Genomic DNA, 26,002 nt, shown 5'->3' on the forward strand with positions numbered 1-26,002 from the left:
ATAACACAGCGCTCAGGAGTCCGGCGAGCGACGTTCCCGTTCGGCCCGAATGCGTTCGAAGATGTGCTCCATGCGTTCCGCTTCCACCTGCGACTCATCGAGAAAAAATCGAATCTCGGGGATGGTGCGGACCTGATGGCGGATCCGGCCGGCGAGATCGGTGCGCACCTGCGGCGCCAACCCTTCCAGATGCTTGAAGACCGACTTGCGCTGCGCCTCGGTCGCGCCCATGACGCTCACGTAGATGTAGGCGATCGACAGGTCTTTCGTCACGCGGGCCCCTGTTACCGTCACCATGGGTTGCAGTTGCTCGGCATAGTCTTGACCGAGGATCTGGGCGATCTCTCGCTGGACAAGCCGCGCCACCCGTTCCATGCGGATGCTCATCGCATTATCCTCTCTTTGGGGGCGTTGAAAAACGGCGCATGGAGCCGGCCGGCCCCATGCGCACGCGTCACACCGTCAGCTTGCGCTTCGTCTCGACGATTTCGTAGGACTCGAAATAGTCGCCGACCTTGATGTCGTTGTAATGCTCCATCCCGATGCCGCACTCGTACCCGGTGAGCACTTCCTTGACGTCGTCCTTGAAGCGGCGGAGGGAGCTGATCTCCCCGTCGTAAATCACGATACCGTCGCGAATGAGCCGGATCCGGTCGCTGCGTCGAATACGGCCTTCCGAGATGAAGCAGCCGGCGATCGTACCCATTTTCGGCACCTTGAACGTCTCGCGGACCTCGGCGACACCCGTGATCTTTTCCGATTCTTCGGGCGAGAGCAGGCCTTCGAGGGCGTTGTGAACGTCTTCGATTGCGTCGTAGATGATCGAATACAGCCGAATATCGATCTCTTCCCGCTCCGCCAGGTTGCGCGCGCCGGTGTCGGGGCGTACCTGGAAGCCGATGATGACGGCGTCGGAGGCCGAGGCGAGCATGACGTCGCTCTCCGTGATGGCACCCACGCCGCGGTGGATGATGTTCACCGCCACTTCCTCGGTCGACAGCTTGAGGAGCGAGTCCGACAGGGCCTCCACCGAGCCGCCCACGTCCGCCTTGACGATGAGGTTGAGCTCCTGGAAGTCGCCCAGCGCGAGCCGGCGTCCGATTTCGTCCAGCGTAATGTGTTTGCGCTGGCGGAGGGACTGCTCGCGGTGGATCTGCTGCCGTCGCTGCGCGATTTCACGCGCCTCGCGTTCGTCGTCCATCACGATAAACTGGTCGCCCACTTCGGGCGCGCCGGTGAACCCGACGACGAGGGACGGCAACGCCGGCCCGATCGACTCCACCCGCTGGTCCCACTCGTCGAACATCGCGCGGACGCGTCCGCTGTAGATGCCGGCGACAAACGCATCGCCAACCCGCAGCGTGCCGTTCTGGACGAGGATCGTGGCGACCGTGCCGCGCCCTTTTTCGAGCCGGCTTTCGATGACCACCCCGTACGCGTTGCGCTCGGGGTTCGCACGCAGCTCCTGCAGATCGGATTCGAGGATGACCTTTTCGAGCAGTTCCTGGACGCCGTCGCCGGTTTTCGCGGAGACGAGCGCGCACTGCGCCTTGCCGCCGTACTGCTCGACGAGCACACCATGATCCGCGAGGCCCTGCATCACCTTCGCCGTGTTGGCGTCGGGTCGGTCGATCTTGTTGATGGCCACCACGATCGGCACTTCGGCCGCCTTCGCGTGGTTGATAGCCTCGATCGTTTGCGGCATGACCGCGTCGTCGGCGGCGACGACGAGGATAACCACGTCCGTCACCTGGGCGCCGCGAGCACGCATGGCCGTAAAAGCCTCGTGACCCGGGGTGTCGAGGAAGGTGATCTGCCGGCCATCGCCCACGTCGACGTGGTACGCGCCGATGTGCTGCGTGATGCCGCCGGCCTCGCCGGACACGACGTTCGCCTTGCGGATATAGTCCAGCAGCGACGTCTTGCCGTGGTCGACGTGACCCATCACGGTCACGACCGGTGCGCGCGGGATCAGGTCTTCCGGTTCGTCTTCCTCGAGTTCGATATCGACGGTGGCGAAGTCGGTGATGAACTCGACTTCGTACCCGAATTCGTCGGCGACGAACTGGATGGTGTCGGCGTCGAGACGCTGGTTGATCGACACCATCATGCCCGACGAGAACAGCGTGCCGATGACCTCGTTGACCGAGGCGTTCATCAGGTTGGCCAGTTCACCCGTCGAGATAAACTCGGTGACGCGCAGAATCCGGGAGTCGACGTCCGCCATCTCCTGGGCGCGCTGCCGCTCGGCCGCTACTTCGTCGCGGCGCTGCCGGCGACGACGCTGGCGCGTACGGCTGGCCCCCTGTTCGAGGGTGCGCAGCGTTTCCTGGTAGGACTGCTCGACTTCCGCCGCGTCCACCTGCGGGCCGCGTTTGCGTTTCTTTTTGGCCTTCGCCGCGGCGTCCTTTTCGCGCACCTCGCGCTCGGGCGTCGTCGTTGCGGCTTCCGGTTCCGCGTCCGGCGTGTCCGCCTTGCGTTTCCGTTTGCGCTTGCGCTTTTTGCGTCCGGAGGCATCGTCGACATCGGCCAGATCGATCTTGCCGATGACCTTGGTGCCCTCGAGACGATACCGGCTCGCCGATACCAGGGAGCCTTCCTCGTCGACCACCGTCTCGCCGGCCTCGCTTTCCGCGGGTTGTCCGGCGGCGACTGGAGCGACGGCCTCAACCTCCTCCTCGTCCTCCTCGACCTCTTCTTCCTCGACCTCCTCGGTCTCGGGCTCGGCGGCCACTTCGGGCTCCGCCACGGCTTCGACCGTTTCGGGCTCGGCGGCTACTACCTCTTCGGGCGCTTCTTCGACGACCACGGGAGCCTCGGGCTCCGGTTCCACCACCGGCTCGACGACCTCGGCCACGACGGGCTCCGGCTCGGGTTCGGGTTCCGGCTCGGGTTGCTGGACGACCTCAACCGGTTCGGGCGCCGGCTCGGCGACAGGCGCCGGCGTTTCGGCCGGGCTCTCTTCCGATTCGTCGGCTCCTTCCTCGTCCAGATCCGCAAGCCGCGCCGCGCGTTTTTCCTTTACGCGGGCCGCCGTCTCCATGTCCTCGGCAAATGCCTCGAGCAACGAGAGATAGGCATCCTCGTCGGTGATTGAGGCATTCACTCCTTTTCCGACCAGGACATCCTTGAAGCCGTCCTGTTCCAGATGCTGGAGGAGCGTATCGATCGCTACGTTGAGCTCTCTAGATACGTTGAAAAGCCTGACTTTCTTAAAGGTCGTCTGTTTTGTCATACACCTTAAGATACACACTTAGGCGAAAAGCCGCCTCTTCTGCGTACACTCGCAATCATTCTTCTTCCAGCTCCTCTTCATCCTCAAACTCCGCCTTGATCACATCAAGTACGCGCTGGGCGGCTTCGGTATCAAGACCGGAGCGCCGCACGAGCTCTTCGATGGAAAGCTCGAGTACCGCGCGAGCCGAGTCGCACCCGATGTTTTGCAGCAGAGTCAAGGTGTCGGCATCCAGTTCGTCCGCGAATTCGCTGATTTCGATGTCTTCCTCATCTTCAGCGATTTCCCGGTAGATGTCGATTTCGTATCCGGAGAGGGCCGAGGCCAGCCGGATGTTGATGCCGCCGCGGCCGATGGCCTGGCTGACTTCATCGGCCCGAACAACCACTTTCGCCCGCGGGGGCGTCAGTTCGTTGTTGACGTTGACCGAGACGGGCTTGGCCGGCGAAAGGGCGCGCTTGATCAACTCATGCGCGTCGTCCGTCCATTCCAGCACGTCAATATTTTCGTTACCCAGCTCCCGCACCACCGCGTGGATGCGGACGCCCTTCATGCCGACGCACGCGCCGACCGGGTCGATCCGGTCGTCGTGGCTGACGACGGCCACCTTGGCGCGGTCGCCCGGTTCGCGCACGATCCGTTTGATCTCGACGATCCCGTCGTAGATCTCCGGCACTTCGAGTTCGAACAGCCGCTCCATAAAGATAGGATCCGCGCGGCTAATGATCACCTGCGGATTGCTGCCGGCGTCGCGACGCACTTCCTTCACCACGGCGCGCAGCATGTCGCCCTTGCGGTACCGATCCTTATAGATCTGCTCTTCACGCGGCAGAAGTAACTCGACCTTGTTGTGGATCACCAGCACTTCACGCCGGCGGATCTGGTAGATCTCGCCCACCACGACCTCGCCGATGATATCCTGGTACGCCTTGTGGACGTTCTCCTTCTCGATGTCGCGGATACGCTGGCTGAACGTCTGCCGCGCGGTCATGACGGCGCGCCGGCCGAAATCAGCGATGTCCACCTCGCTCGCCACTTCGTCGCCGACGGAAAAATCCTCGTCGATCCGGACGGCGTCCTTCACCTCGATCTGCGTGACCGGGTCCTCGAGATCGAGATTCTCCACTACCTCGCGAATGTGCAGAACCTGAATATCTCCATTGTCCGGGTTGAAGATGATTTCGAACGACTCGTCCGATCCATAACGTTTACGGATCATCGCGCGAAACACATCCTCCACAATCATCTGGAGCGTATCGCGTTCGATGCCCTTCTCCCGGGCGATTTCAGCAAATGAAGATACTAGGTTCGTGCTCTGCATGGCGGTTGCCTTCGTATCAGATATCTCTTGGTGAATAAGTGGACCAGTAACGCGGCTGCCCGGCCTTACCAGGGCAGCTCGATCCTGGCTTCCGCGATCTCCGCATACCGGAAGCGTCGCGTCTGACCCTCTGAGATTTCAAGTTCTACATCGTCTTCGCCGGCCGCTCCGATGACGCCGCGCACCGTGTGCTCGGCGCCGTCTTCGGCCCGGTGGACGAGGCGCACAGGGCGCCCTTTATGTCGGCGGAATTGCCTGGGATGCCCCAGCGGCCTGTCGGCCCCCGGCGAAGAGACGTTTAAATGATAACGCCCCTTGATGACATCTTCGGTTTCCAGCAAAAATCCGATTTCCCGGCTCAGGTCCGCAAGGGCGTCGATCGAGATGCCTTCATCCTGATCGACGAAGACTTCCACGACGCGTGCGCCTTCCCGTCCGCGCACGGACACCTCCACCAGAAAAAACGGCGGATCGGAGATCACCTCTTCGATGATCTTCCGCACGCGGGCGGTCAGCGGATCGTATTCCGGTTCAACCGTAATGCTCATAAATAAAAAGCCCGATCCTTTCGAGAACGGGCGCTGCAGGAATCTTACCTACAACAACAAAAAAGGGCGGCCACTGCCCCCCCTTACACGTTATCGCGCGAGCGACCCTAAAGCCGGCAAACACGCGCCGTAAGCACCTGTCCGTGCGCTCCTGAGGACCCATCAAACGCAGCCATATGGCGATGGTTCCAGATCGCTCGGGGGCAGCCGGCGCGGTCGTTCAGACCAGGGTTGGACGCCGCTCCGACTCGACGGTTTCCTGGAAATCGAGCATATAATGGAGCCCCCGACTCTCCCGGCGCATCTGCGCGCTACGGATGATCAGATAGGCCACCGCGATCATATTGCGCAGCTCGCACAGCCCGGTCGACACCCGGGACCGGCGATAGAAATCTTCGGTCTCTTCGTAGAGCAGGTGCGTGCGGCGGAAGGCGCGCTCGAGCCGGAGCGTCGAGCGGACGATGCCGACATAATCCCACATCACCCGGCGCAATTCGTCGCGGTTGTGCGAAATCATAACCCACTCGTGCGGCTTTTCCGTCCCGCTATCGTCCCACTCCGGCACGCCCTCCTTCCAGGCGCCCCGCTCCGCATACGGCACAGCTTCCCTGGCCGCGCGGTAGCTGAACACGAGCGCCTCGAGCAGCGAATTGCTCGCCAGCCGGTTGGCGCCGTGGAGACCCGTACAGCTGACCTCGCCGCAGGCGAAGAGTCCGTGTATGGACGTGCGCCCCATCTCATCCACCTGCACTCCGCCGCATTGGTAATGCGCCGCCGGCACCACGGGGATGGGGCCCTTCGTCATGTCGAACCCGTAACGCAGACAGGTCTCGTAGATGTTCGGGAAGTGCTGCCGGACCGCATCGGCCCCGATATGGGAGATATCGAGCAGCACGTAGTCATCGCCTCGCTGCTTCAGCTGATCGTCGATGGCGCGCGCGACGATATCGCGCGGCGCGAGTTCGGCGCGCTCGTCGTAGTCCGGCATGAACCGGTGCCCGTCCCGGTTCAGCAGGATGCCCCCCTCTCCACGGACGGCCTCGGAGATCAAAAAGGAATTGGCCTCGGCGTGGAACAGGCTGGTCGGGTGAAACTGAATGAACTCCATGTTGGAGATCCGCGCCTTGGCGCGATAGGCCATGGCCAGACCATCGCCGGTGGCGATACTCGGGTTCGTCGAATGCAGATAAACCTGCCCGCAGCCACCCGTCGCGAGCAGGGTCGCGCGCGCGAGCATCGTGATGACCCGGTTGTGTTCCTCGTCCAGCACGTAGGCGCCGTAACACGTGATGTCGTTGCGGAGGCGCGTGACGTGCCGGCCCAGGTGGTGGTCCGTGATCAGCTCGAGGGCGAAATGGTGCTGAAAGATCCGGATGTTTGGGTGCGCGTTGACCTTGTCGAGCAGGGCGCGCTCGACTTCCTTCCCGGTGGTATCCGCGGCGTGTACGATGCGGTTCTCCGAATGGCCGCCTTCCTTGCCCAGATGCAGTCGGCCGTTCTCGCGGGTGAACGCCGCGCCGAGCGCCATGAGTTCGCGCACCCGCTCCGGCCCTTCAGTCACGACGATCCGCACGATCTCCGGGTCGCAGAGTCCCGCGCCGGCGATGAGGGTGTCCTGGATGTGCTTTTCGTACGAGTCGCTGTCGTCGATCACCGCGGCGATGCCGCCCTGGGCGTAGTTCGTGTTCGACTCTGCACTTTCCTTTTTGGTGACGATGGCGACGCTGCCGAATTCCGCCACCCGCAATGCGAACGACAGGCCGGCAATCCCGCTACCGAGCAACAAAAAATCGTACCGTTCGGCCATGACACCGGGGGTGCTAAACTACGATTCCTGCGACGACTGCTGCATGAGGTAGGCTTTGATCAGTTCGTCCAGATCCCCATCCATGACCGACTGAACATCGGTGATTTTGGTCTCCGTGCGGTGATCGTTCACCATAGTATACGGTTGGAAGACATAAGATCGAATCTGGCTCCCCCACTCAATTTTCTTTTTCTTGCCCTCGACTTCATTCTTCGCGGCCTCCTGGATATCCAGTTCGAGCTGATAGATGCGGCTCTTCAACATCGTCATCGCGCGCTCGCGGTTCTGTAGCTGGCTGCGCTCTTCGGTGCACTCCGCGACGACGCGCGCTTCCTCGCCGTTCGATAGCAGGCCGGTCCAGATGAGCCGCGCGCCCGTTTCCACCTTGTTGACGTTCTGCCCCCCCTTGCCGCCGGAGCGGAAGGTCTGCAGCTCCAGCTGATCGGGCTTGATGTCGATGTTGATGGTGTCGTCGATCTCCGGATAGACGAACACGCTGGAAAACGAGGTGTGCCGCTTGCCGCTGGAGTCGAACGGAGAAATGCGGACCAGCCGATGCACGCCGGATTCGGCCTTCAGATAGCCATAGGCGTATTCGCCGCCGATGCGTATGGAGGCGCTCTTGATGCCGGCGGTGTCCCCCGGCTGGTAGTCGAGCAGGTTCACCAAAAAACCCGCCTTTTCACAATAACGGGTGTACATGCGGAGCAGCATCTCCGCCCAGTCCTGCGCTTCGGTGCCGCCCGCGCCGGAGTGGATCGTGAGGATCGCGTTGCGCGGATCGTCCGGGCTGCTCAGCATGTTGCGGAATTCGATCGCCTCGACCTGCTGGAGGAGCAACTCGGCCTCTTCCTGGATCTCGTCGGCGAGGCCGCCCTCTTCCGCCTCTAGCTGCATCAGTGTCTCGATGTCCTCCGCCCGACGGGACACCTTTTTCCACGCATCCAGCCATCCCTGGTGGAGCGAGATCTCCTTCTCTACTTCCCGCGCCTCGGCCTGGTTCGACCAGAAATTGGGATCCAGGCGACGGGCATTCAACGACTCGAGGGCTTTTTCTCTACGAGCCGGGTCAAAGATACCTCCCGAGCGCGACAACGCGCTCTAACAGGCTACGGATATCTTCAGTGGTTTTCTGCATGATAACCAGTTGGGTGGGGATCCGCTCAGCGCCGGACAGCCAGCGCGGTCCGCGTGCGCGCTACTCGGGCCGCCTGGGCTCCGACCAGTCCGCCGCACACGCCGAGTACGCATCCTGTGAAAATCGTCAACACAACGAATAAAGGTTCGGGCATGTTTCCCAGTATCCGGGCCATGACCCGGATCATCTCGGCCGTGGGATCGGCGGCGGCGATGAAGTTATAGGCCACGAGGCCGGCCCATGAAGCGCCAACGGCCAGTCCCCCCCACAACCAGCCGCGATCCACCATCCTGTACCCCACGATGACGCCGCCCAGCACACTGAACGGCCATCCGGCGACCACATGCGCCACGAGCGCGACCAGAACCCCGAGTAGCCACGTCATGCGTCAAAGCCCCACGAGCTGTTCGAGCTGCGACCGCACGCGCGCCGAGGTCTCTTTTGCGAGACAGCGGCGAATGTCCTCCCGAAGCGGCGCGATGTTCACCGAACGCAGCGCCTGAGCGGCGGAGAACCGCTCCATCTCGATCCCATCGTCCAGCAACGCGACCAGCGACCGGCCCACCCCTTCCCCGATGCCCGGCTGGGCGCGCGCGATGACGCCCATCGCATCGGCCGCCGCGGCGCGGACGTCCTCGGGTTCGGCCGGATTCAGGCGCGCCTCGAGGTACGGAATGCCTTCGACCGCCGCGATGGTCGAATACCCTTCGATCATCGCCAGTTCGACGGTGCTTTTCCAGCTATCGACCTCGAAGAGCGAGCGCATGGCGGGCAGCGCCTCGTTCGGGTAGGCCCGCGCGAACAGACGCACACTCTCGGCCGTGACGGCATAGGAAGGATCGGCGATGGTGCCGCGCAGGGTCGAAAGCAACACGCTGTCCGCATACCGGGAAAGCGACAGCAGGGCCGCCTTGCGCACGGCCGCGTCGGTGTCGGTGCGGGCGGTATTGGAGAGGGTCTGGCGGACGACCGGATCGCCGGCGTAGCCGTTCAGGGCCGCGGCAGCCGCCTGCCGCACCGTATGATGCGGATCCCGCACGAGGGTCTGGAGGATGGCGTCGCGGATTTCGTTGGTCGGCTCCAGCTCGCCCAGCGCCACCACGGCGTCGTAGCGGCCGGCCATTTCGTCGTCGCCCCGCACCTGCGCGATCCATTCGGAGAGCGGCTTGTCGACGTGGATGTCGGCCAGGAGCCAGTCGCCCACATCGAACCGGGCGAACGTGACGTCGCCGGCGAGGGCGAACCGGAACGTGGTGTCGCGGTCGGCCACCGTAAACCGCTGCATGAAGGGCGCGGTGCCGCCCTGGATATTGAGTTCGACCTGGACGTCGAATCGGAACGGCAAGAATAGCAGACTATCCTGCACCTGCCGCACCCGGATCTCGTAGAGCCCGCGATTGGGGTCGAAGGTGTGGGTCACATCCAGCTCCGGATGGCCGGGCTGGAGCAGCCACTGATTAAAGAAGAACCCGAGATTGCGCCCCGACGCCTGCTCCATCGCCTTGCGAAGGTCGTCCGCTACGACGGTCCGGGATGCGTTGTCGCGCACGTATTTCCGGATGCCGTTGTACCAGAGCACGTCGCCGAGTTCAAAACGGAGCTGATGGAGCACGAGCGCCATTTTTTCATACGTATGCCGATCGTACATCGCGTTCGGATCGGTGTAGCCGTACCAGATGATCGGCCGGCGCATCGACTCGGCTTCTTTCAGATACAGGTCCCGTTCCTCGATCGTATGCGCCTGCGCCTCGTCGATGCCGGCGCTGCCTTCGATATAAATCCGCTCGAAGTAGCTCGCGAAGCCCTCGTTGAGCGCCAGATTTGCCCAGTTTCGGATCGTGAGCAGGTCGCCAAACCATTGATGCGCCAGTTCGTGCGATATCAGGTCGCGGCCGTTGAAGTCGAGCTGCGCCCGCTCGTCGTGCTGGAGTTCATCGAAAAGCACGGTGGCCGTGGTATTCTCCATCCCGCCGGCGGTGAAGTCGCGCACCGTGACCTGCTTGTAGTTGCCCCAGGGATACGCCACCGCAGTCGCGTCCTCGAAGAGGCCCATCATGCGCGGCGTTTCCCCGAAGATCAGGGAGGTCTTGCTGGCGTAGGCGGGTTCGACGATGTACGCCAGCGGCACCTGGCTTCCGTCACGCCGCACGTAGCGGTCGATCACCGACGCGAATTCGCCCACGACGAGCCCGGTCAGGTACGACGCGTGCGGCCGCGTCAGCCGCCAGTGATCGCGCCGCATGCCATTGGCGAGCTGTTCCTGCCCGACGATGCCGCCATTCGACACCGTCGTGTACGACGCCGGCACCGTCAGAAGCACATCCACCGTCACGGGATCGTTCGGATAATCCCATCCCGGATACCAGTAGCGATTGTCTTCGGGCTGGCCGAGGGTCCAGATCTGCGTCGGCTTCGAGGCGTCCGTGCCGGCGCCATCGACGAAATTCATTCCGAGCCGCTGGCCGTTGCGCGTCGGATGAGCGGTGTAGGCTATCGCCACGTCGAATGTGTCGATACCGAGGGGCTGCGGAGGCACCAGGATCAGCGTCTGGCCGTCGTACTGCACCTCGAGGGGCGTGCGCGTGGCGCCGCGCCGGCCCAACGTGGCGCTGTGGATCTCCATATCCCTTCCGTCGAACGTCAGACGCGTCATGCCCGAGACGAGCGTTCGCAGCGTGTGCGTCGCGGTGCCGATGACCCGTTCCCCGGGAAAATCGAAACCCAGGTCGAGCGTCGTGTGGAGCACGTCGAAGTTGCTGATGGGCTCCACATAGGCGGCGTCCGGATTGCGGACCACCTGATAGGCCGGCGGCACATAGACCGGCGCGGGCGGCGTCGCCGGCTCCTCCGGCGGGGGCGGCGGCGTGCGCGGCTGGATGACGCGCGGACGGTACGCCGGCTCTTCGGGCTCCACCGGCCGGCGGCCGGCGCACCCGGAAAGCAGGGCGATGCCCAGCAGCATGACACCCACAAGGTGGGCTGTACGTCCGTTCCGCATCCTCATTACCGCGCCTGGTAGCGCTGCGCGAACCGGGTAATCCGGCGCACAGCTTCTTCGATTTTTTCGTACGCCGTGGCATAGGAGCAGCGGACGTAGCCGGCGCCACTCGGCCCGAACGCATCCCCCGGCACCACGGCCACGCGCTCTTCCTCGAGCAGTTTCTGGGCAAATTCCTCGGACGTGAGCCCTGTCGAGCGGATATCCGGGAAACAATAAAAGGCGCCTTCGGGCTCGAAGGTGGGCAAGCCGGCCGCGCGGAGCCCGTCCACGAGGTGCCGGCGGCGTTTGTCGTACGACTGCCGCATCATCTCGACATCGTCCGCGCATTCCTTCATCGCCGCCACCGCGCCGATCTGCCCGAGCGTCGGGGCACTCATCACGACGTACTGGTGCAGCTTGTACAGCGCCTGGGCGATCTCGCGCGGCGCGCAGACGTACCCGATGCGCCAGCCAGTCATGGCGTAGTTTTTCGAGAAGCCCCCCAGCAGCACGGTGCGCTCGCGCAGGCCGGCGACCGACGGGACGCAGACGTGGCCGGCGGCCTTCGCCTCTCCGTAGACGAGCTGATCGTAAATCTCGTCCGACAGCACCATCAAGTCGTGTTTCTCCACCACCTCGGCGATGGCTTCCATCGTATCCCGCGAAATGACGGCGCCGGTCGGGTTATTGGGGTAGCCGACGAACAGCATCTTGGTCCGGGGCGTGATCTTCGCTTCGATGTCCGCCGCCGTCACCTGAAACTGGTGCTCGACGGAAGTGGGCACATACACCACCTTCCCGCCGGCAAACTCCGCCGTCGGTCCATACGACACAAAACAAGGCTCGGGGATCAGGATCTCGTCGCCCGGATCGAGCAACGCCAGCATCGCCAGGAGCATGGCCTCGCTCACCCCGACCGTCACGATCACTTCCGTCTTCGGGTCGTAGGCGACGCCGTAACGCGCCTTCAGGTCGGCCGCGATCAACTCGCGCAGCTCGAGCAGGCCGCTATTCGCCGTATACCCGGTCTTCCCATCGCGCAACCCCTGCATGGCGGCGTCGATGATCGGTTTCGGGGAGACGAAGTCGGGTTCGCCGATCCCCAGCGAAATGACATTCTCCATGGTCGCGGCGATTTCAAAAAACCGCCGGATGCCGCTGGGTTTGACGTCACGGGCCCGGGTGGACAGTTGATCGGTCAACGTGCGTTGCGAAGGTGCGAGTGCCATAGCCGTACAGACGAGTTACCGGATAGCCGGAGATGATAAAAGACGGGCGCGTGCGCCATGAATTCGTGATCCGCGTTCCCGACGGGCGTCGGGATCACCCGACACGTGCAAACGTTGTGGGATGTTCCAACAGCCGGCCCTGCGGCGGATGTCGCGGCCGCTTCGATTTGCAATATACACCGACGCCTGAGTCGAACCCAACCCATAGCCATGACTTCATATTTCAAGAATTATATTGGCGGCCGCTGGCAGGAAGCAGCCGATCACGCCACCTTCACAGATACCAACCCCGCGCGCAAGGCCGACATCATCGGCCAGTTCCCGCAGTCCGGCGCCCAGGACGTCGACCAGGCCGTTCGGGCGGCGCGCAAGGCGTTCGAGAGCTGGCGGCGCATGCCGGCGCCCCAGCGCGGCGATTACCTGAAGCGCATCGGCGACCTGCTGACCGAGCGCAAGGACGAGCTCGCGTTCGAGATGACGCGCGAGATGGGCAAGACGTTCACGGAGACGCGCGGTGACGTCCAGGAGGCCATCGACACGGCCTATTACGCCGCCTCGGAAACGCGCCGGCTCTTCGGGCACACCGTCCCGAGCGAGCTGCCGAACAAGTTCAACATGAGCATCCGCCGGCCCGTCGGCGTGATCGGCGTCATCACCGCGTGGAATTTCCCGGTGGCGGTACCCACCTGGAAGATGTTTCCCGCGATCGCGGCCGGCAACACGGTCGTCTTCAAGCCCAGCGAAGACGCGCCGCACAGCGGCGAGCTGCTGGTCCAGGTATTCATCGAAGCCGGCCTGCCGGAAGGCGTCGTCAACCTCGTCCAGGGCGCCGGCGCGACGGGCGCCGCGATGGTCGACCACCCGGGCATCGACGCTGTTTCGTTCACAGGGTCGACGGCGACGGGCTGCCGCATCGCGGAGGCCTGCGGACGGCAGAACAAGCGTGTATCGCTCGAGATGGGTGGCAAAAATCCCCAGATCGTGCTGGCCGACGCCAACCTCGACCTCGCGCTCGAGGGGGTGCTCTGGGGCGCATTCGGCACCACGGGCCAGCGCTGTACGGCGACGAGCCGGCTCATCCTGCACGAGGACATCCATGACGAACTGGTCGACCGCCTCGTGGCCGCCGCCGGCAAGCTGCGGCTCGGGTATGGCAACGACGCCGGCGTGGACGTGGGCCCGTTGATCAACCAGAAAGCCATGGACAAGGTATCCTCGTACATGGACGTCGCCAAATCGGAGGGCGTCTCCATCGCCTGCGGGGGCAAACGCGCATCGGGCGCCGGCCTGGATGACGGCTTCTTCTTCGAGCCGACTGTCTTCACGGGCGTCACCGAAAATATGCGGGTGGCCCAGGAGGAAATCTTCGGCCCGGTGCTCTCCGTGATCAAGGTATCGTCGTACGAAGAGGCGGTCGCCGTGGCCAACAATACGCAATACGGCCTCTCCTCCTCGATCTACACCCGAGACGTGACGGTGGCCTTCCGGGCGATCAACGACATCGATGCCGGCATCACCTACATCAACGGCCCGACGATCGGCGCCGAGGCCCACATGCCGTTCGGCGGCGTCAAGGCCACCGGCAACGGCCACCGAGAAGGCGGCTGGGAGGTGTTCGACTTCTATACGGAGACGAAGAGCGTCTACATCGACTACAGCGGCAAGCTGCAGAAGGCGCAGATCGACAACCAGTGAGTGACGTGACGCAGTGCGGCGAAATGAGGTTGAGATGAGGGATACGAGACGCAGGGTGCAGGATTTTTCCCAAGAACGGTGCCCGCATCGTTGATCCTGCCCCCCTTGATCCTCCCTCGGAGGTCCGGAGCGCCGGGATCCGATCAGTCCGTAAACTGGTGGCGGTTCGCCCTGGAGAGACCCGTTGAGCCTCTCCGGGGCGCCGGCCTGTTAGCTCCGGCGGTGCGTCAATAGATAGTTTCGCCCGCTGATGACGAGCGAGCCCGCGCGGATCTGCGCCCGGGTCGTTCGTGGCAGCTCGACGCCATGGCTGCCGAAAACCCGCCAGACGAGACCCGAACAGTCGTACTGCTTCGGCCCCGTGCTGCCGTATCGGTAGCCGGCGGGGTCGTATCGGGAGAAATCCTGCCGCAATTCCTTCAACGAGATGTTGTGCTGGACGCGGCGCACCGAGATCAACCGGTACCGCCAGTAGTCCTCGTTCAGGTTGCTCAGCGTGACGCCGGCGGTGGTTGACGCATGGAAGAAGACGCCATCTTCCAGGTAGATGCCGACGTGCCGGACCTGGTCGTTGATCCAGAAAAACAGGAGGTCACCGGGGCGGATTTCGTCCGGCGCGATGCGACCCGATTCGGCTAAACTGAGACCCGGCATGAGCATGAGGACGCCGGCGAAACCTATCGAAACGCTTTTCATAGGCGCGCGCAATGCAATGGAGGGGCCTGGATGGATGGGCGGAGGCCGTAAACTGAAGGCTACAGAAATTGGGCCATGGACCTTCAAAGATCGCGTTTCTTCGGACTTCGGCGCCAGGCATGCGAATCTTTTCCCCCCAGCGAAAGCGAGGGGATCATGCATCGCTGCGTCTCGCGCCCTACCCCATGGCCCCCACGCTGAAGCATGGGGGCGATGGGCATTGCCGGATCGTTTGGCTTCGAACGACGACGCCGCGGAACGCCTGGCTTTCCCCCATGCTTTAGCGTGGAGCATTTTGTATCGACGCGCCTCGCACCCTACCCATAGCCCCACGCTGAAGCATGGGGACTATGGACGTTGCCGGATCGTTTGGCTTCGAACAACGACGCCGCTAAACTCTTTGCTCTCCCCCATGCTTTAGCGTGGGGGCATTTTGCATCGACGCGCCTCGTACCCTACCCATAGCCCCACGCTGAAGCATGGGGGCTATGGACATTGCCGATCGTTTGTCTTCGAACAACGACGCCGCTAAACTCTTTGCTTTCCCCCATGCTTTTGCGTGGGGTGAGGAATCATACATCGCCGCGAACTCACCTAAACGTATGCGATTCTACCCAGCCGACAAACTCGCCCCCCTGCTTGCCTGGCGTCCCCTGGTCGACGCGCTGGAGGCGCAATTTCGACTCGACGTCACCGCCCCGGTGCGGCACCACCACGAGATCGGGCAGCCCGGCACTCTGCTGCTGATGCCGGCATGGAGCGGCGGCCTCGCCGGCGTCAAACTCGTCACCGTCTACCCCGAAAACCCCGCGCGCAGCCTGCCGTCGATCCAGGGTATATACTGCCTGTTCGACGCCGCCACGGGGACCCCGCTCGCCGCGATGGACGCCGCCACGATCACCCTCCATCGCACAGCCGCCGCCTCGGTGCTGGCAGCCCGCTATCTGGCGCGCGCAAACAGCCGCCGGCTGCTCCTGCTCAGCACCGGCCGGCTCGCGCCCTATATCGCCCGCGCCTACGTCGCGGTCCTTGGAATCGACCGCGTTCACGTATGGGGTCGGCGCCCCGAGCGTGCCGCGGCCGTGGCCGCGGAACTGGCGAGCGGCGGTCTGGACGCCCGCGCCGTGCCCGACCCGAACGCGGCGCTGGACGATGCCGACATCGTCTCCTGCGCCACCATGAGCGGGGCGCCGCTGTTCGATGGCGCGCGACTGCGGCCCGGCACGCACGTCGACCTCATCGGCGGCTTCACGCCCACCATGCGCGAGTCGGATGACGAGACGATGCGCCGTTCCACGATCTATGTAGATACGCGCGACGGCGCCCTTTCCGAAGCCGGCGACCTGATCCAGCCGATCCAGGCCGGCGTCATCGCTGAAACCGACATCCGGGGCGACCTGTTCGACCTGTGTCGCGGGCGCATTCCAGGCCGCACATCGGACGCGTCGATCACCCTCTTTAAATCGGTCGGCACCGCGCTCGAAGACCTGGCCGCCGCCGAACTGGTTTATCGAAAAACCCTCGCTTCCTGAGCCTTGAGCCAAACATTCATCCTTGTGGGCGCCGGCATCATCGGCCTCAGCGCCGCTCGCGCACTGGCAAAAAAGGGCCACCGCGTCCGCCTCGTCGACCAGGGTCCGATCCCGAACCCGCTCGCCGCGTCGCACGATCAGCATCGACTGATCCGCTACCCTTACGGGGCCATGACCGGCTACGCGGCGATGACCGCCGAGGCCTACCCGGCATGGGACCGGCTCTGGACCGACCTCGGGCGCTCGCACTATGTCGAGACGGGGACGCTGGTGCTCAGCAGAACCCACGACGGCTGGGCTGATGCCTCAGCCGGCGTGCTCGACGCGCTCCGCATCCCCTATGAACGGCTCACCTCCGAGGCCGTCGCAGAGCGTTTTTCCCTGATTAACGACGCGGGGGTATCCAGATCCTTCTACCAGCCGCAGGGTGGCGTGCTGAAAGCATCGGCCATCCTGGCGGATCTGGCCCGCTACCTCGAATCGGCCGGCGTCGAGTTGATGCCGCATACCCGCATCGCGCGGATCGACCGCGAGCCGACCCGTGTGTACACCGAGGACGGGCGCATCCTGACGGGCGATGCCGTGGTGCTCGCCGCCGGCGCGTGGTCGCGCCGTCTCATCGACGTCCCGGTCACGGCCTCGCGGCAAGTGGTGGTCTATGCCGCTCCCCCGCCGGAGGCGCGCGCCGCCTGGGCCGCATCGCCGATGCTGCTGGAGATCGATCCGGACAGCGGATTCTACCTCGTTCCACCAGTGGATGGGCTCGGGCTCAAGATCGGCGATCACCGGTTCTCGCTCGCCGGCGATCCGGATGCGCCTCGCGCGGCGGAAGCCCGGGAAATCGAAGCCGTATGTGCCGCTGCGCGGGAGCGAATCCGGGCATTCGACCGGTTCGACATCGAGCGCGGCCACGTCTGCTTCTACGCCGTCGCGCCCGAGGAACGCTTCATCGTCCGCCGCGAGGGAGGGGTATGGGTGCTCGCGGGCTTCTCGGGGCACGGGTTCAAGTTCGGCCCACTCGTCGGGGAACAGCTTGCGGAGGCCGTCGAGGCGAACCTGGCCGACGCCGCCCTGGCGCGATGGGCGGCCGGGTGGATGGGATGACGCGCACCCCGAGGATCGCCGGCGCATTGACGACGATGCATCCACGAACAGGCAGGCATAAAAAAAGGCCGTCCCCGCATGGCGGAGACGGCCTTTAATCGGTTTGTCGCAGCGATGAACTACGACTCGGCTTCTTCCTCGCCGGCATCTTCGGACGCCGCGCTTTCCGTCGCAGCGGCAGCTTCCGTTGCTTCGCTGGCTTCCATCTTGCGCTTCAGGTCTTCGAGCCCGCTGAGTTCGCCCAGGGTCGTCGGACCCGTGGCGGCAGCGGTTTTGCGCTGGAAATCCTGGACCGCCTGACGTTCGGTGTCCTGCTCCTTCCGACGCTCCTTGTGCTCTTCGTCCTTCTTCGCACGGTCGTCCGCGCGCTGCTTGGCCGTTTCGCTGAGGAGGATCTCCTTCTGGTTGGGATCGAACTTGATCACGCGCAGCTGGAGGGTGTCGCCTTCTTTGTAGGCATCCTGGAAGCTCTTGGGGCCGCTCTTGAGCTCGCCGGCCGGCACAAAGCCGTCCAGCTCCAGCCCGAGCGACACCTCGATCCCGTTGTCGACGATCTTCTTGATCGTCGCTTCGGTATCCGTGCCGTCCGAATACATCTTGGCGAAGTCGTTCCAGGGGTTCGTCTCGATCTGCTTGTGGCCGAGCGAGATACGCCGTTCCTTCTCGTCGATGTTGAGAATGACGACGTCGAGATCCTGGCCCTTCTTCACGTATTCGGAAGGATGGCGGATTTTCTTCGTCCAGGACAGGTCCGAGATATGGACGAGGCCGTCGATGCCCGGCTCGATCTCCACGAAGACGCCGAAGTTGGTGATGTTGCGCACTTTGCCGCGCAGCACCGTCCCACCCGGATAGCGGGCGGCGATGCCCACCCACGGATCGGGTTCCAGCTGCTTCATGCCGAGGGAAATCTTCTTGCCCTCGTTGTCGATGTTCAGGATGCGGACCTTGACGATCTGCCCCAGGGACACCATCTGGCTCGGGTGCTTGATATGCTCCGTCCAGCTCATTTCCGAGATGTGGACGAGGCCTTCGATGCCCTTTTCCAGTTCGACGAACGCACCGTAGTCGGTGATCGATACCACCTTGCCTTCGGCTTCGTCGCCTTCGTGGTACTTTTCGCCGATGTTCTCCCACGGATGCGACTGGAGCTGCTTGAGGCCGAGCGAGATGCGCTGGCGCTCCTTGTCGTAGTCCAGCACCACCACGTTGAGCTTCTGGTCGAGTTCGACCAGCTCCGACGGGTGCGACACACGGCCCCAGGAGAGGTCGGTGATGTGCAACAGGCCGTCGACGCCGCCGAGGTCGATGAAGACACCGAAGTCGGTGATATTCTTGACCGTGCCTTCGAGGACCTGGCCGGGCTCCATCGAGGAGAGAATTTTCTGACGCTGTTCCTCGAGGTCCTTCTCGATGAGCGCCTTGTGCGACACGACGATGTTCTCGTTGGCCGGATTGAGCTTCACGATCTTGAACTCCATCCGCTTGTCGAGATACGCGTCAAAATCGCGCACCGGGCGGACGTCGATCTGCGAGCCCGGGAGGAACGCTTCGATGCCGTCGAAGAGTTCGACGATCATGCCGCCCTTGATGCGACGCACGATCGTGCCTTCGAGCACCTGTTCCTCGACGTGAGCGGTCTCGATCTTCTGCCAGCGCTTGACCGTATCGGCCTTCGTCTTGGAGAGGATGAGCTGACCCTGGTAGTCCTCGATGCGCTCGAGGAATACTTCGATCTCATCGCCAGGCGTGAGTTCGGAGTCGAATTCGTTGCGGGCGATGATGCCATCGCTCTTGAACCCGATGTCGACAACGATATCCTTTTCGCCGATACTGACGACGCGGCCGGCCACGATCTCGTTCTCCGAGACGTTGGTCAGCGTGTCGTCGATCATCTTGCGCAGATTGTCGTACATCGCGAGCGCCGCCGGGTCGTCGATGCCGCGATCGAGGTCGGCCAGCTTGACGACCTGACCTTCGATTTCGCCGCGGAAACCGACGAATTCGGGCGTGTCGATGGGCTTGCTCGCCGGCGCGGCGGCTACCGGAGCCGGAGGCGCTTCCTGCGTCTCGGCTACTGTCGTCTCGGCTACTGTCGTCTCGGCTACAGGCGCCTCGGCTACTGGAGCTTCGGCCGCTTCGGCTACAGGCGCTTCGGCCTCGGCCGCTACAACTTCGGGGGTCTCGGGAGCGGAGGCCGCGGCCTCCGTTACGTCTGTCGATTCGGACGCCGTTTCGACGGTCTCCGGCGTCTCAGTGGTTTTTTGCTGATCTTCAGCCATTCGGATTCTCCGGGTCCACCGCGTTGGGTTTGAAGAGGCGTGCGATGGCGCCCTGGGGTGTTTACTCTTCGCAGGACAGCGGCCTCAACGCGCCGTTCCCGAAAGAGGTTAGGTTTAACAAGCTGGTTAGGCTGGGGACGATCCCCTGCTCGGCAAGCGCCGAGCCCATGGGCATTCGAACCGTGGTCGAAAAGCCCCGGTCGAATTGCACAAACGGCTCATACGTCGCTCTGCTGCTGGCGTTCCGACAGTTTGTTAACTACGAATGAAACTTGCTGGTCCATCGTCAGCCCGCTCGTATCCAGCAGAATGGCGTCTTCGGCGGGCCGCAACGGGGCGATCGCGCGCGCGCTGTCCATCGCATCGCGCCGTTCGATCTCGGCGAGCACGTCGTCGAGGGATCGTTCGTCCCCTTTCTGCGCCAGTTCCTGGTGCCGGCGCGCCGCGCGCACCCGGGGCTGGGCGGACATGAAGACCTTGAGCTCGGCATCCGGGAAAACGACCGTCCCGATGTCCCGTCCATCCACCACGATCCCGCGGCCGGCGACGAGCTGCGCGCGGGCAAACGCCCGCTGCATATCCACCATCCGGTGACGCACCGACGCGAGCGCACTGACGGGAGAGACGTGCCGGCCCACCTCCCCACTGCGGATGCGATCCGAGACGTCTTCGCCGTTCAGACGGATGGCCATCCGCCCTTCCCCATAGCCGATCTCCAGTCGGGTCGCATCCAGCACGCCGGCCAGCCCGTCATCGGTGATCGGCGCGCCGGCGTCGAGCGCGGCGAGGGTCACCGCCCGGTACATCGCGCCGGTGTCCAGGTACACAAAGCCAAGTCGCTCGGCTACCGCGCGGGCCGTGGACGTTTTTCCGGAGCCGGCAGGGCCGTCAAGCGCGATGATCGCCGGATGAGGGGGAGAAGACAAAGGCACTTCGCATCATGAAAATGGAACATCAAACAGGGAAGCCGTGCGCCCGGCCGGCCTGTCACCCAACCTCCCGGTTCACGATCACGATCGGATCCGGATACCGGATGGGCCCGAGGACGGTGTCGATCACCGGAATGGCTTGCAGGCGGATGTTTTTCGCCGAGCCCCCCTCGCCGCTCAGGGAGAGCACGAGTTCGACGATATCGCGCGCGTTCTTGTCGAAGAAGCTCATCAGTTCGAGGTCGATGCTCACGGGGATATCGACGAGCTGGCCCGGATTGAGCACCTGCTCCTGATTGAACACCCCGCTGATCGTCTCGCGCTCTTCGAGAAACAGCGTCCAGTCCATCCGGACCAGTCGGGCCGCCACCTTGTTGCTCTCCGGGTTCAGCGCGGCAACATGCAGGTTGAACCGGAGTGGAAGGTCACGCCGCGCGGCGGCCGTGGTCAGCTTGAACAGGTCGCCGGCGCTGAGGTCCCGATACGAACGGACCGCGTCCAGGCGGACGCCGGCAAGGTCGATGTCCGTCAGCCGATCGAGGGAGAAGTCGACATTTCGTAGATTGGCAATTTCCTTGAGCGTCTGACAGCCGGACCATGCCGGCAGGGCGAGTGCGATAACAATTAAAGGAAGAATGATCCGGCGTTTCATGCGATGCTCGTTCCGTGGGGCGGCGTGGGTCGTCCGCTTCCGATGATTCTGCCGTTGGCAGCATGCGAAAATTACGACACGAAGAAATCCCGCGTCTGGATCCTGCTGAAACAGGCCGCTCGCCCCGACATCCGATCGCGGTCGTGATCGACAACGTGCGCTCGGCGCACAATGTCGGTTCGTTCTTCCGAACGTCGGACGGGGCGTGGATCGAGAAGCTCTATCTGACAGGCATCACGGCAACCCCTGACCATCATGGATTGCACAAAACCGCACTCGGCGCCCAGGAAACGGTTCCCTGGCATCGGGAGGAAAATACCGTGGACGCGGTCCGCCGGCTCAAAAGCGAGGGCTATACCGTCGCCGTCCTCGAACTGACCGACAGCCCCTCCCTGCCCGCCGACCTGCGGCCCGAGCACTTCCCCCTCTGCCTCGTGATCGGCAACGAAGTGCACGGCGTGCAGGACGACGTCGTGGCGATGGCCGACCTCGCGCTGGAAATTCCCCAGTACGGCTCGAAACAATCGCTCAACGTATCGGTGGCTTACGGCATCGCGGTGTATGATATCGTCCGCGCCTATCGGGCGCTGCAGGGTATGCCGGCGATGCATGAACGCACGGAGTAACCGTGCAGGAGTAACCGTGAAGCAGCAGCCATGAACATGCAACCACTGGGCGAAGCGCTCGATCTCGCGCGGCACTTCCCGCCGCCCGATCCCTCGGCGTGGCTCAAACGCGTCGCCGCCGAACTGAAGGGCCAGGACCTCGCTTCCGTCATCGACTGGACGCCGGCGCCGGGCATCGCGGTCCGCGCGCTCTACCCCGCCGCCCGACCGGGACTCGCCGGAGTACCTTTCCCCGGCACCTGGACATCGAGCGCGTGGATCGGCGCCCTGGATGACACACAGGCCCCTCGCCGCATCGCCACAGCGGCCGCCGGCGGCGCTGACACGCTCGCCGGCACCCTGACCTCCGGTTCCTGGCCCGCCGCCGCGCTGCCGGCCTATGTCTTTGCCCCCCACGCATCCCTTACGTTAGGCCCCGGCACGGCAACCGGCGCCTTCGTCCTGCGCGCCCCGGCCGATGCCGCCCCCGACGACCTCGACGACGCCATCCGCACCCAGTGGGTGGCCGCGCCGGCGCTGGCCGAACAGCAGGCCCTTCGTTTTCTTGCCATCGACCTCGTGCCGGCTGCCGGCCGGTCGCTCCCGGTCCAGCTCGGGCTCGCGCTGTCGGCCACGAGGCGCCACATCGAGCTGGGGCTCGATGCCGGATGGCCGATCGACACCGTGCTCGGCCGCATGCTGTTCACCGTCCCCACAGGCCGACTGTTCTTCCCCGAACTGGCCCGCCTGCGCGCCCTCCGCGCCACCGTCGATGTCCTTTTGCGTGCCTATCAGCCCGACCGCGCCGCCTGGCCGGCCCTCCACATCGTGGCTGAAACCGAACGCTGTACCGACGGGGACCCCTATGCGCACGCCCTCCGCACCACCCCCATGGCCCTCGCCGCCATTATAGGCGGATGCGACGCCCTGATCATCCACCCCGGAAGGGAAACGGATGCATCGCGTGATTCCGCCTGGGATCGACTCGCGCTCAACACCCACCACGTGCTGCGCTACGAGGCGCAGATCGGCCAGACGGCCGACGCCGCCGGCGGGGCCGGGTATGTGGAGCACCTGACGGACCAGATCGCCCGCAAGGCATGGCGCATTTTTCAGGCGATGGAACGGGACCGGCGCGTGGCGCTTGGCCCCGAGTCCCTCGACCGGTACGACGAGGTGGCCTGACCATGAAGCCCGATTTCACCACGATACCTTACCCCGCGCCGGCGATCGAAGCCCGCCTGTCCGCGCGGCACCCCCATGAAGCCTATACGGCCGGCCTGCCGCCCTATCTGCGCGGTCCGTACGCCACGATGTATGTCGTAAGGCCCTGGACCGTCCGCCAGTATGCCGGCTTCTCCACGGCGGAGGCCTCCAACGCCTTCTACCGGCGCAACCTCGCCGCTGGCCAGATGGGGCTTTCGATCGCGTTCGACCTCGCCACGCACCGGGGGTACGATTCCGACCATCCGCGCGTCCGAGGCGACGTCGGCAAGGCCGGCGTCGCGATCGATACGATCGAGGACATGAAACGCCTGTTCGACGGCATCCCCCTCGACAAGATGTCCGTCTCGATGACGATGAACGGCGCCGTGATCCCCATCATGGCGTTTTACATCGTGGCGGCCGAGGAGCAAGGCGTCTCCCCGGAAGCGTTACGCGGCACCATCCAGAACGACATCCTCAAGGAGTTCATGGTGCGTAACACGTATATCTACCCGCCGGCGCCCTCGATGCGTATCGTCGGGGATATCTTCGCGTACACCGCCCGCCGGATGCCGTTGTTTAATTCGATCTCGGTAAGCGGCTATCACATGCACGAAGCCGGCGCGCCGGCGTACCTCGAACTGGCCTACACGCTCGCCGACGGCGTCGAATACCTCCGCACCGGGCTCGCGGCGGGCCTGGGCATTGACGACTTCGCACCCCGGCTCTCGTTTTTCTGGGGGATCGGGATGCATCCCTTCGAGGAGATCGCGAAGATGCGCGCCGGCCGCGTCCTCTGGGCGCGGCTCGTAAAGGCCTTCGCACCGAAGGATCCCCGGTCGATGATGCTCCGCACCCATTGTCAGACCTCCGGCTACAGCCTCACGGCCCAGGATCCCTACACCAACATCGTCCGCACCAGCGTCGAGGCCATGGCCGCGGCGTTCGGCGGCACGCAGTCCCTGCACACCAATGCGCTGGACGAGGCGCTCGCGCTGCCGACCGATTTCTCCGCGCAGATCGCCCGCAACACCCAGCTGATGCTCCAGCGCGAAACCGGCATCGTCCATGCGGTCGACCCGTGGGGCGGCTCGGACTATGTCGAGGCGCTCACGGCGGACCTGATCGATCGGGCGTGGACCGAAATACAGGAGATCGAGGCGCTGGGCGGCATGACGCGGGCCATCGAGCGGGGCATTCCGAAGGCGCGGATCGAGGAAGCGTCGGCCCGCCGGCAGGCGGAAATCGATCGCGGCTCGGCGGTCATCGTGGGCGTCAACCGCTTCACGACGGACGACGACACGCCGATCGAGCTGCTCGAAATCGACAACACGGCGGTGAGACAGGCACAGATCGATCGGCTGCAGGCGCTGCGCGCCGGCCGCGATGCCGGCGCCGTCGAACACGCGTTGCGCCGCCTGCGCGCCGCCTGCGACGCGGGCGGCAACCTGCTCGAAGCCGCGGTGGACGCCGCGCGGGTCCGGGCTACCCTCGGCGAAATTTCCATGGCCATGGAGGAGGCGTTCGGGCGCTACGAAGCCCGCATGGCGCCCATCTCCGGCGTATATGCTCGCGAAATGAACCACAACGAAGCGTTCGAGGCCACACGCCGGCTGGCGGATACCTTTGCCGCGCGCGCGGGGCGCCGGCCGCGCATCATGATCGCCAAACTCGGCCAGGACGGCCACGACCGCGGGGCGCGCGTCATCGCCTCGTCCTTCGCCGACCTCGGGTTCGACGTCGATATCGGCCCGCTCTTCCAGATGCCCGAAGAAGCCGCGCGCCAGGCCGTCGAAAACGACGTGCACATCCTGGGCATCTCCTCCCTCGCGGCTGGCCACAACACGCTCGTCCCGGCCGTCCTCGACGCGCTGAAGGACCTCGGCCGGGAGGACATCCTCGTCGTCGCCGGCGGCGTCATTCCGCCCAACGACCATGCCCGGCTCCGCGAAGCCGGCGTCGCCGCCGTGTTCGGCCCGGGCACCGTCATTCCCGAGGCCGCCACCGAACTCCTGCACCTGCTGCTCGGCCGCATCGATGGCTGACGTCGCGCCCGATATCGACGCGTTGTTCGCCGGCCTGCGCGCAGGCAGCCGGCTCGCCCTCGCCCGGGCGCTGACGCTGGTGGAAAGCACGCGGCCCGACCACGAGCGCGCGGCGGCGGCCCTGCTCGACCGCTGCCTTCCGCTTTGCGCTGGCGCCCCCCGCATCGGCGTCACCGGCGTTCCGGGCGCGGGCAAGAGCACCTTCATCGACGCCCTGGGCATGCAGCTGCTCGAACAGGGCCGGCGTGTCGGCGTGTGCGCGATCGACCCCTCCAGCAAACAGACGCACGGAAGCATCCTCGGCGACAAAACCCGCATGACCCGGCTCGCGGCCGACGAGCGCGCCTTCATCCGCCCGACACCAAACGCCGGCGCCTACGGCGGCGTCGCCTCCCGGACCCGCGAGGCACTCGTCCTGCTCGAGGCCGCCGGTTTTGATTTCCTGTTCGTCGAGACCGTGGGCGTGGGGCAGTCGGAAACCAGCGTGACGGATCTCGTCGACATGGTCCTGGTGCTCACCCTTACCGGCGCCGGCGACGCACTCCAGGGCATGAAACGCGGCGTGCTGGAGATCGCCGACGCGCTCATCATCCACAAGGCGGACGGCGACAATCGGGTGCCGGCGCAGGTGCTACGCAAGGAGATGCAGCACGCACTCCACCTCTTTCAATCGCCCCGGCCGGAATGGGAGCCGGCGGTGCTGACCGCCTCTTCCCAGACAGGAGAGGGACTGGACGCGCTCCGGTCTCTCATTGACGCATTCCTGGCGTCGCAACAGGCGGATGGGCACCTCGCCGCCCTGCGAGCCCGGCAAACACGATGCTGGCTGCACGAGCGCATCGCGGAGGGTGTGCAGCGGCAATGGAAGGAGCGGGCCGGCGTCGAGGAGCGACTCGGCGCGCTGGAAGCCGACGTCCAGGCCGCACGCCGCTCCGCCCCATCGGCCGCACTCGAAATCCTCGATCTCGTGGCTTCCGGGCGGCTCATTTAAGTCAGGC

General features: G+C 64.5%; 20 protein-coding genes. 7 read left to right on the plus strand and 13 right to left on the minus strand.

All coding sequences use genetic code 11. The features are described 5' to 3' along the window. Nucleotides 1-12: 12 nt before the first annotated feature. The 9 genes from rbfA to R2834_00680 all read right to left on the minus strand — a co-directional run bounded on the left by rbfA (nt 13) and on the right by R2834_00680 (nt 12,258). The gene (gene rbfA, locus R2834_00640) at nt 13-387 is read right to left on the minus strand and encodes a 30S ribosome-binding factor RbfA (GenBank protein ID MEZ4698808.1); all 375 of its coding nucleotides are present in this window, start codon (nt 385-387) and stop codon (nt 13-15) included. Between the two features lie 67 nt (nt 388-454). Next, on the minus strand, nt 455-3,235 hold the full coding sequence (infB, locus tag R2834_00645; GenBank protein MEZ4698809.1) for a translation initiation factor IF-2: 2,781 nt from the start codon (nt 3,233-3,235) through the stop codon (nt 455-457). A gap of 55 nt (nt 3,236-3,290) precedes the next feature. Then, nucleotides 3,291-4,556, minus strand: a complete 1,266-nt coding sequence (gene nusA, locus R2834_00650; GenBank protein ID MEZ4698810.1) for a transcription termination factor NusA — start codon at nt 4,554-4,556, stop codon at nt 3,291-3,293. Between the two features lie 65 nt (nt 4,557-4,621). Further along, the gene (gene rimP, locus R2834_00655; GenBank protein ID MEZ4698811.1) at nt 4,622-5,104 is read right to left on the minus strand and encodes a ribosome maturation factor RimP; all 483 of its coding nucleotides are present in this window, start codon (nt 5,102-5,104) and stop codon (nt 4,622-4,624) included. Between the two features lie 220 nt (nt 5,105-5,324). Continuing rightward, on the minus strand, nt 5,325-6,911 hold the full coding sequence (nadB, locus tag R2834_00660) for an L-aspartate oxidase (GenBank protein MEZ4698812.1): 1,587 nt from the start codon (nt 6,909-6,911) through the stop codon (nt 5,325-5,327). 18 nt (nt 6,912-6,929) lie between these two features. After that, a protein-coding gene (gene prfB, locus R2834_00665) for a peptide chain release factor 2 (GenBank protein ID MEZ4698813.1) occupies nt 6,930-8,049 on the minus strand; the annotation gives its coding sequence in 2 pieces (ribosomal slippage) (nt 6,930-7,983 and nt 7,982-8,049; 1,122 coding nt in all). 25 nt (nt 8,050-8,074) lie between these two features. Further along, nucleotides 8,075-8,434, minus strand: coding sequence for a hypothetical protein (locus tag R2834_00670; protein ID MEZ4698814.1), 360 nt, complete (start codon nt 8,432-8,434; stop codon nt 8,075-8,077). Between the two features lie 3 nt (nt 8,435-8,437). Then, on the minus strand, nt 8,438-11,011 hold the full coding sequence (locus R2834_00675; GenBank protein ID MEZ4698815.1) for a M1 family aminopeptidase: 2,574 nt from the start codon (nt 11,009-11,011) through the stop codon (nt 8,438-8,440). Nucleotides 11,012-11,052: 41 nt separating this feature from the next. Beyond that, a complete protein-coding gene (locus R2834_00680; protein MEZ4698816.1) occupies nt 11,053-12,258 on the minus strand; it encodes an aminotransferase class I/II-fold pyridoxal phosphate-dependent enzyme in 1,206 nt (401 codons plus the stop codon). Nucleotides 12,259-12,468: 210 nt separating this feature from the next. Between R2834_00680 and R2834_00685 the strand changes: the two genes are divergently transcribed. Further along, nucleotides 12,469-13,953 (plus strand): aldehyde dehydrogenase family protein, encoded by a 1,485-nt coding sequence (locus tag R2834_00685; protein MEZ4698817.1) that lies wholly within the window; start codon nt 12,469-12,471, stop codon nt 13,951-13,953. Between the two features lie 210 nt (nt 13,954-14,163). Here R2834_00685 and R2834_00690 read toward each other — a convergent pair whose 3' ends face one another. Then, the gene (locus R2834_00690; protein MEZ4698818.1) at nt 14,164-14,649 is read right to left on the minus strand and encodes an NlpC/P60 family protein; all 486 of its coding nucleotides are present in this window, start codon (nt 14,647-14,649) and stop codon (nt 14,164-14,166) included. A 602-nt stretch (nt 14,650-15,251) separates the two neighbouring features. On the opposite strand from R2834_00690, the gene R2834_00695 reads away from it, so the two are divergent. Further along, complete coding sequence (locus R2834_00695; GenBank protein MEZ4698819.1) at nt 15,252-16,181, plus strand: ornithine cyclodeaminase family protein; 930 nt, start codon at nt 15,252-15,254, stop codon at nt 16,179-16,181. A gap of 3 nt (nt 16,182-16,184) precedes the next feature. Continuing rightward, nucleotides 16,185-17,285, plus strand: coding sequence for an FAD-dependent oxidoreductase (locus R2834_00700; GenBank protein ID MEZ4698820.1), 1,101 nt, complete (start codon nt 16,185-16,187; stop codon nt 17,283-17,285). Nucleotides 17,286-17,404: 119 nt separating this feature from the next. On the opposite strand, the gene rpsA is transcribed toward R2834_00700, so the two are convergent. From rpsA to R2834_00715, 3 genes are all read right to left on the minus strand, one after another. Further along, a complete protein-coding gene (gene rpsA / locus R2834_00705; protein ID MEZ4698821.1) occupies nt 17,405-19,567 on the minus strand; it encodes a 30S ribosomal protein S1 in 2,163 nt (720 codons plus the stop codon). Nucleotides 19,568-19,785: 218 nt separating this feature from the next. Beyond that, nucleotides 19,786-20,493 (minus strand): (d)CMP kinase, encoded by a 708-nt coding sequence (cmk, locus tag R2834_00710; GenBank protein MEZ4698822.1) that lies wholly within the window; start codon nt 20,491-20,493, stop codon nt 19,786-19,788. A 61-nt stretch (nt 20,494-20,554) separates the two neighbouring features. Then, complete coding sequence (locus R2834_00715; GenBank protein MEZ4698823.1) at nt 20,555-21,148, minus strand: hypothetical protein; 594 nt, start codon at nt 21,146-21,148, stop codon at nt 20,555-20,557. A 62-nt stretch (nt 21,149-21,210) separates the two neighbouring features. Between R2834_00715 and R2834_00720 the strand changes: the two genes are divergently transcribed. From R2834_00720 to meaB, 4 genes are read left to right on the plus strand one after another with little or no spacing between them, the layout of a single operon-like run. Beyond that, the gene (locus R2834_00720; GenBank protein MEZ4698824.1) at nt 21,211-21,774 is read left to right on the plus strand and encodes an RNA methyltransferase; all 564 of its coding nucleotides are present in this window, start codon (nt 21,211-21,213) and stop codon (nt 21,772-21,774) included. A gap of 30 nt (nt 21,775-21,804) precedes the next feature. Continuing rightward, nucleotides 21,805-22,938 carry a methylmalonyl-CoA mutase family protein gene (locus R2834_00725; GenBank protein ID MEZ4698825.1) on the plus strand — a complete coding sequence of 378 codons (1,134 nt, stop codon included), beginning with the start codon at nt 21,805-21,807 and terminating at the stop codon, nt 22,936-22,938. Nucleotides 22,939-22,940: 2 nt separating this feature from the next. Further along, nucleotides 22,941-25,004, plus strand: coding sequence for a methylmalonyl-CoA mutase (gene scpA / locus R2834_00730; GenBank protein MEZ4698826.1), 2,064 nt, complete (start codon nt 22,941-22,943; stop codon nt 25,002-25,004). Then, the gene (gene meaB / locus R2834_00735; GenBank protein ID MEZ4698827.1) at nt 24,997-25,995 is read left to right on the plus strand and encodes a methylmalonyl Co-A mutase-associated GTPase MeaB; all 999 of its coding nucleotides are present in this window, start codon (nt 24,997-24,999) and stop codon (nt 25,993-25,995) included. The genes scpA and meaB overlap by 8 nt, the downstream gene beginning before the upstream one ends. Nucleotides 25,996-26,002 lie beyond the last annotated feature (7 nt).

The organism is Rhodothermales bacterium (assembly GCA_041391505.1).
Lineage (GTDB): Bacteria > Bacteroidota > Rhodothermia > Rhodothermales > JAHQVL01 > JAWKNW01.

Excerpts from the sequence above, each read along its gene's own strand:
- R2834_00670 (MEZ4698814.1), bottom strand. The coding sequence starts at position 8,434 with ATGACGTGGCTACTCGGGGTTCTGGTCGCGCTCGTGGCGCATGTGGTC.
- nusA (MEZ4698810.1), bottom strand. The coding sequence starts at position 4,556 with ATGCAGAGCACGAACCTAGTATCTTCATTTGCTGAAATCGCCCGGGAG.
- scpA (MEZ4698826.1), top strand. The coding sequence starts at position 22,941 with ATGAAGCCCGATTTCACCACGATACCTTACCCCGCGCCGGCGATCGAA.
- R2834_00680 (MEZ4698816.1), bottom strand. The coding sequence starts at position 12,258 with ATGGCACTCGCACCTTCGCAACGCACGTTGACCGATCAACTGTCCACC.
- R2834_00720 (MEZ4698824.1), top strand. The coding sequence starts at position 21,211 with ATGCGAAAATTACGACACGAAGAAATCCCGCGTCTGGATCCTGCTGAA.
- R2834_00685 (MEZ4698817.1), top strand. The coding sequence starts at position 12,469 with ATGACTTCATATTTCAAGAATTATATTGGCGGCCGCTGGCAGGAAGCA.
- R2834_00725 (MEZ4698825.1), top strand. The coding sequence starts at position 21,805 with ATGAACATGCAACCACTGGGCGAAGCGCTCGATCTCGCGCGGCACTTC.
- R2834_00715 (MEZ4698823.1), bottom strand. The coding sequence starts at position 21,148 with ATGAAACGCCGGATCATTCTTCCTTTAATTGTTATCGCACTCGCCCTG.
- rimP (MEZ4698811.1), bottom strand. The coding sequence starts at position 5,104 with ATGAGCATTACGGTTGAACCGGAATACGATCCGCTGACCGCCCGCGTG.
- R2834_00690 (MEZ4698818.1), bottom strand. The coding sequence starts at position 14,649 with ATGAAAAGCGTTTCGATAGGTTTCGCCGGCGTCCTCATGCTCATGCCG.
- infB (MEZ4698809.1), bottom strand. The coding sequence starts at position 3,235 with ATGACAAAACAGACGACCTTTAAGAAAGTCAGGCTTTTCAACGTATCT.
- rbfA (MEZ4698808.1), bottom strand. The coding sequence starts at position 387 with ATGAGCATCCGCATGGAACGGGTGGCGCGGCTTGTCCAGCGAGAGATC.
- meaB (MEZ4698827.1), top strand. The coding sequence starts at position 24,997 with ATGGCTGACGTCGCGCCCGATATCGACGCGTTGTTCGCCGGCCTGCGC.
- R2834_00695 (MEZ4698819.1), top strand. The coding sequence starts at position 15,252 with ATGCGATTCTACCCAGCCGACAAACTCGCCCCCCTGCTTGCCTGGCGT.
- nadB (MEZ4698812.1), bottom strand. The coding sequence starts at position 6,911 with ATGGCCGAACGGTACGATTTTTTGTTGCTCGGTAGCGGGATTGCCGGC.
- rpsA (MEZ4698821.1), bottom strand. The coding sequence starts at position 19,567 with ATGGCTGAAGATCAGCAAAAAACCACTGAGACGCCGGAGACCGTCGAA.
- R2834_00675 (MEZ4698815.1), bottom strand. The coding sequence starts at position 11,011 with ATGCTGCTGGGCATCGCCCTGCTTTCCGGGTGCGCCGGCCGCCGGCCG.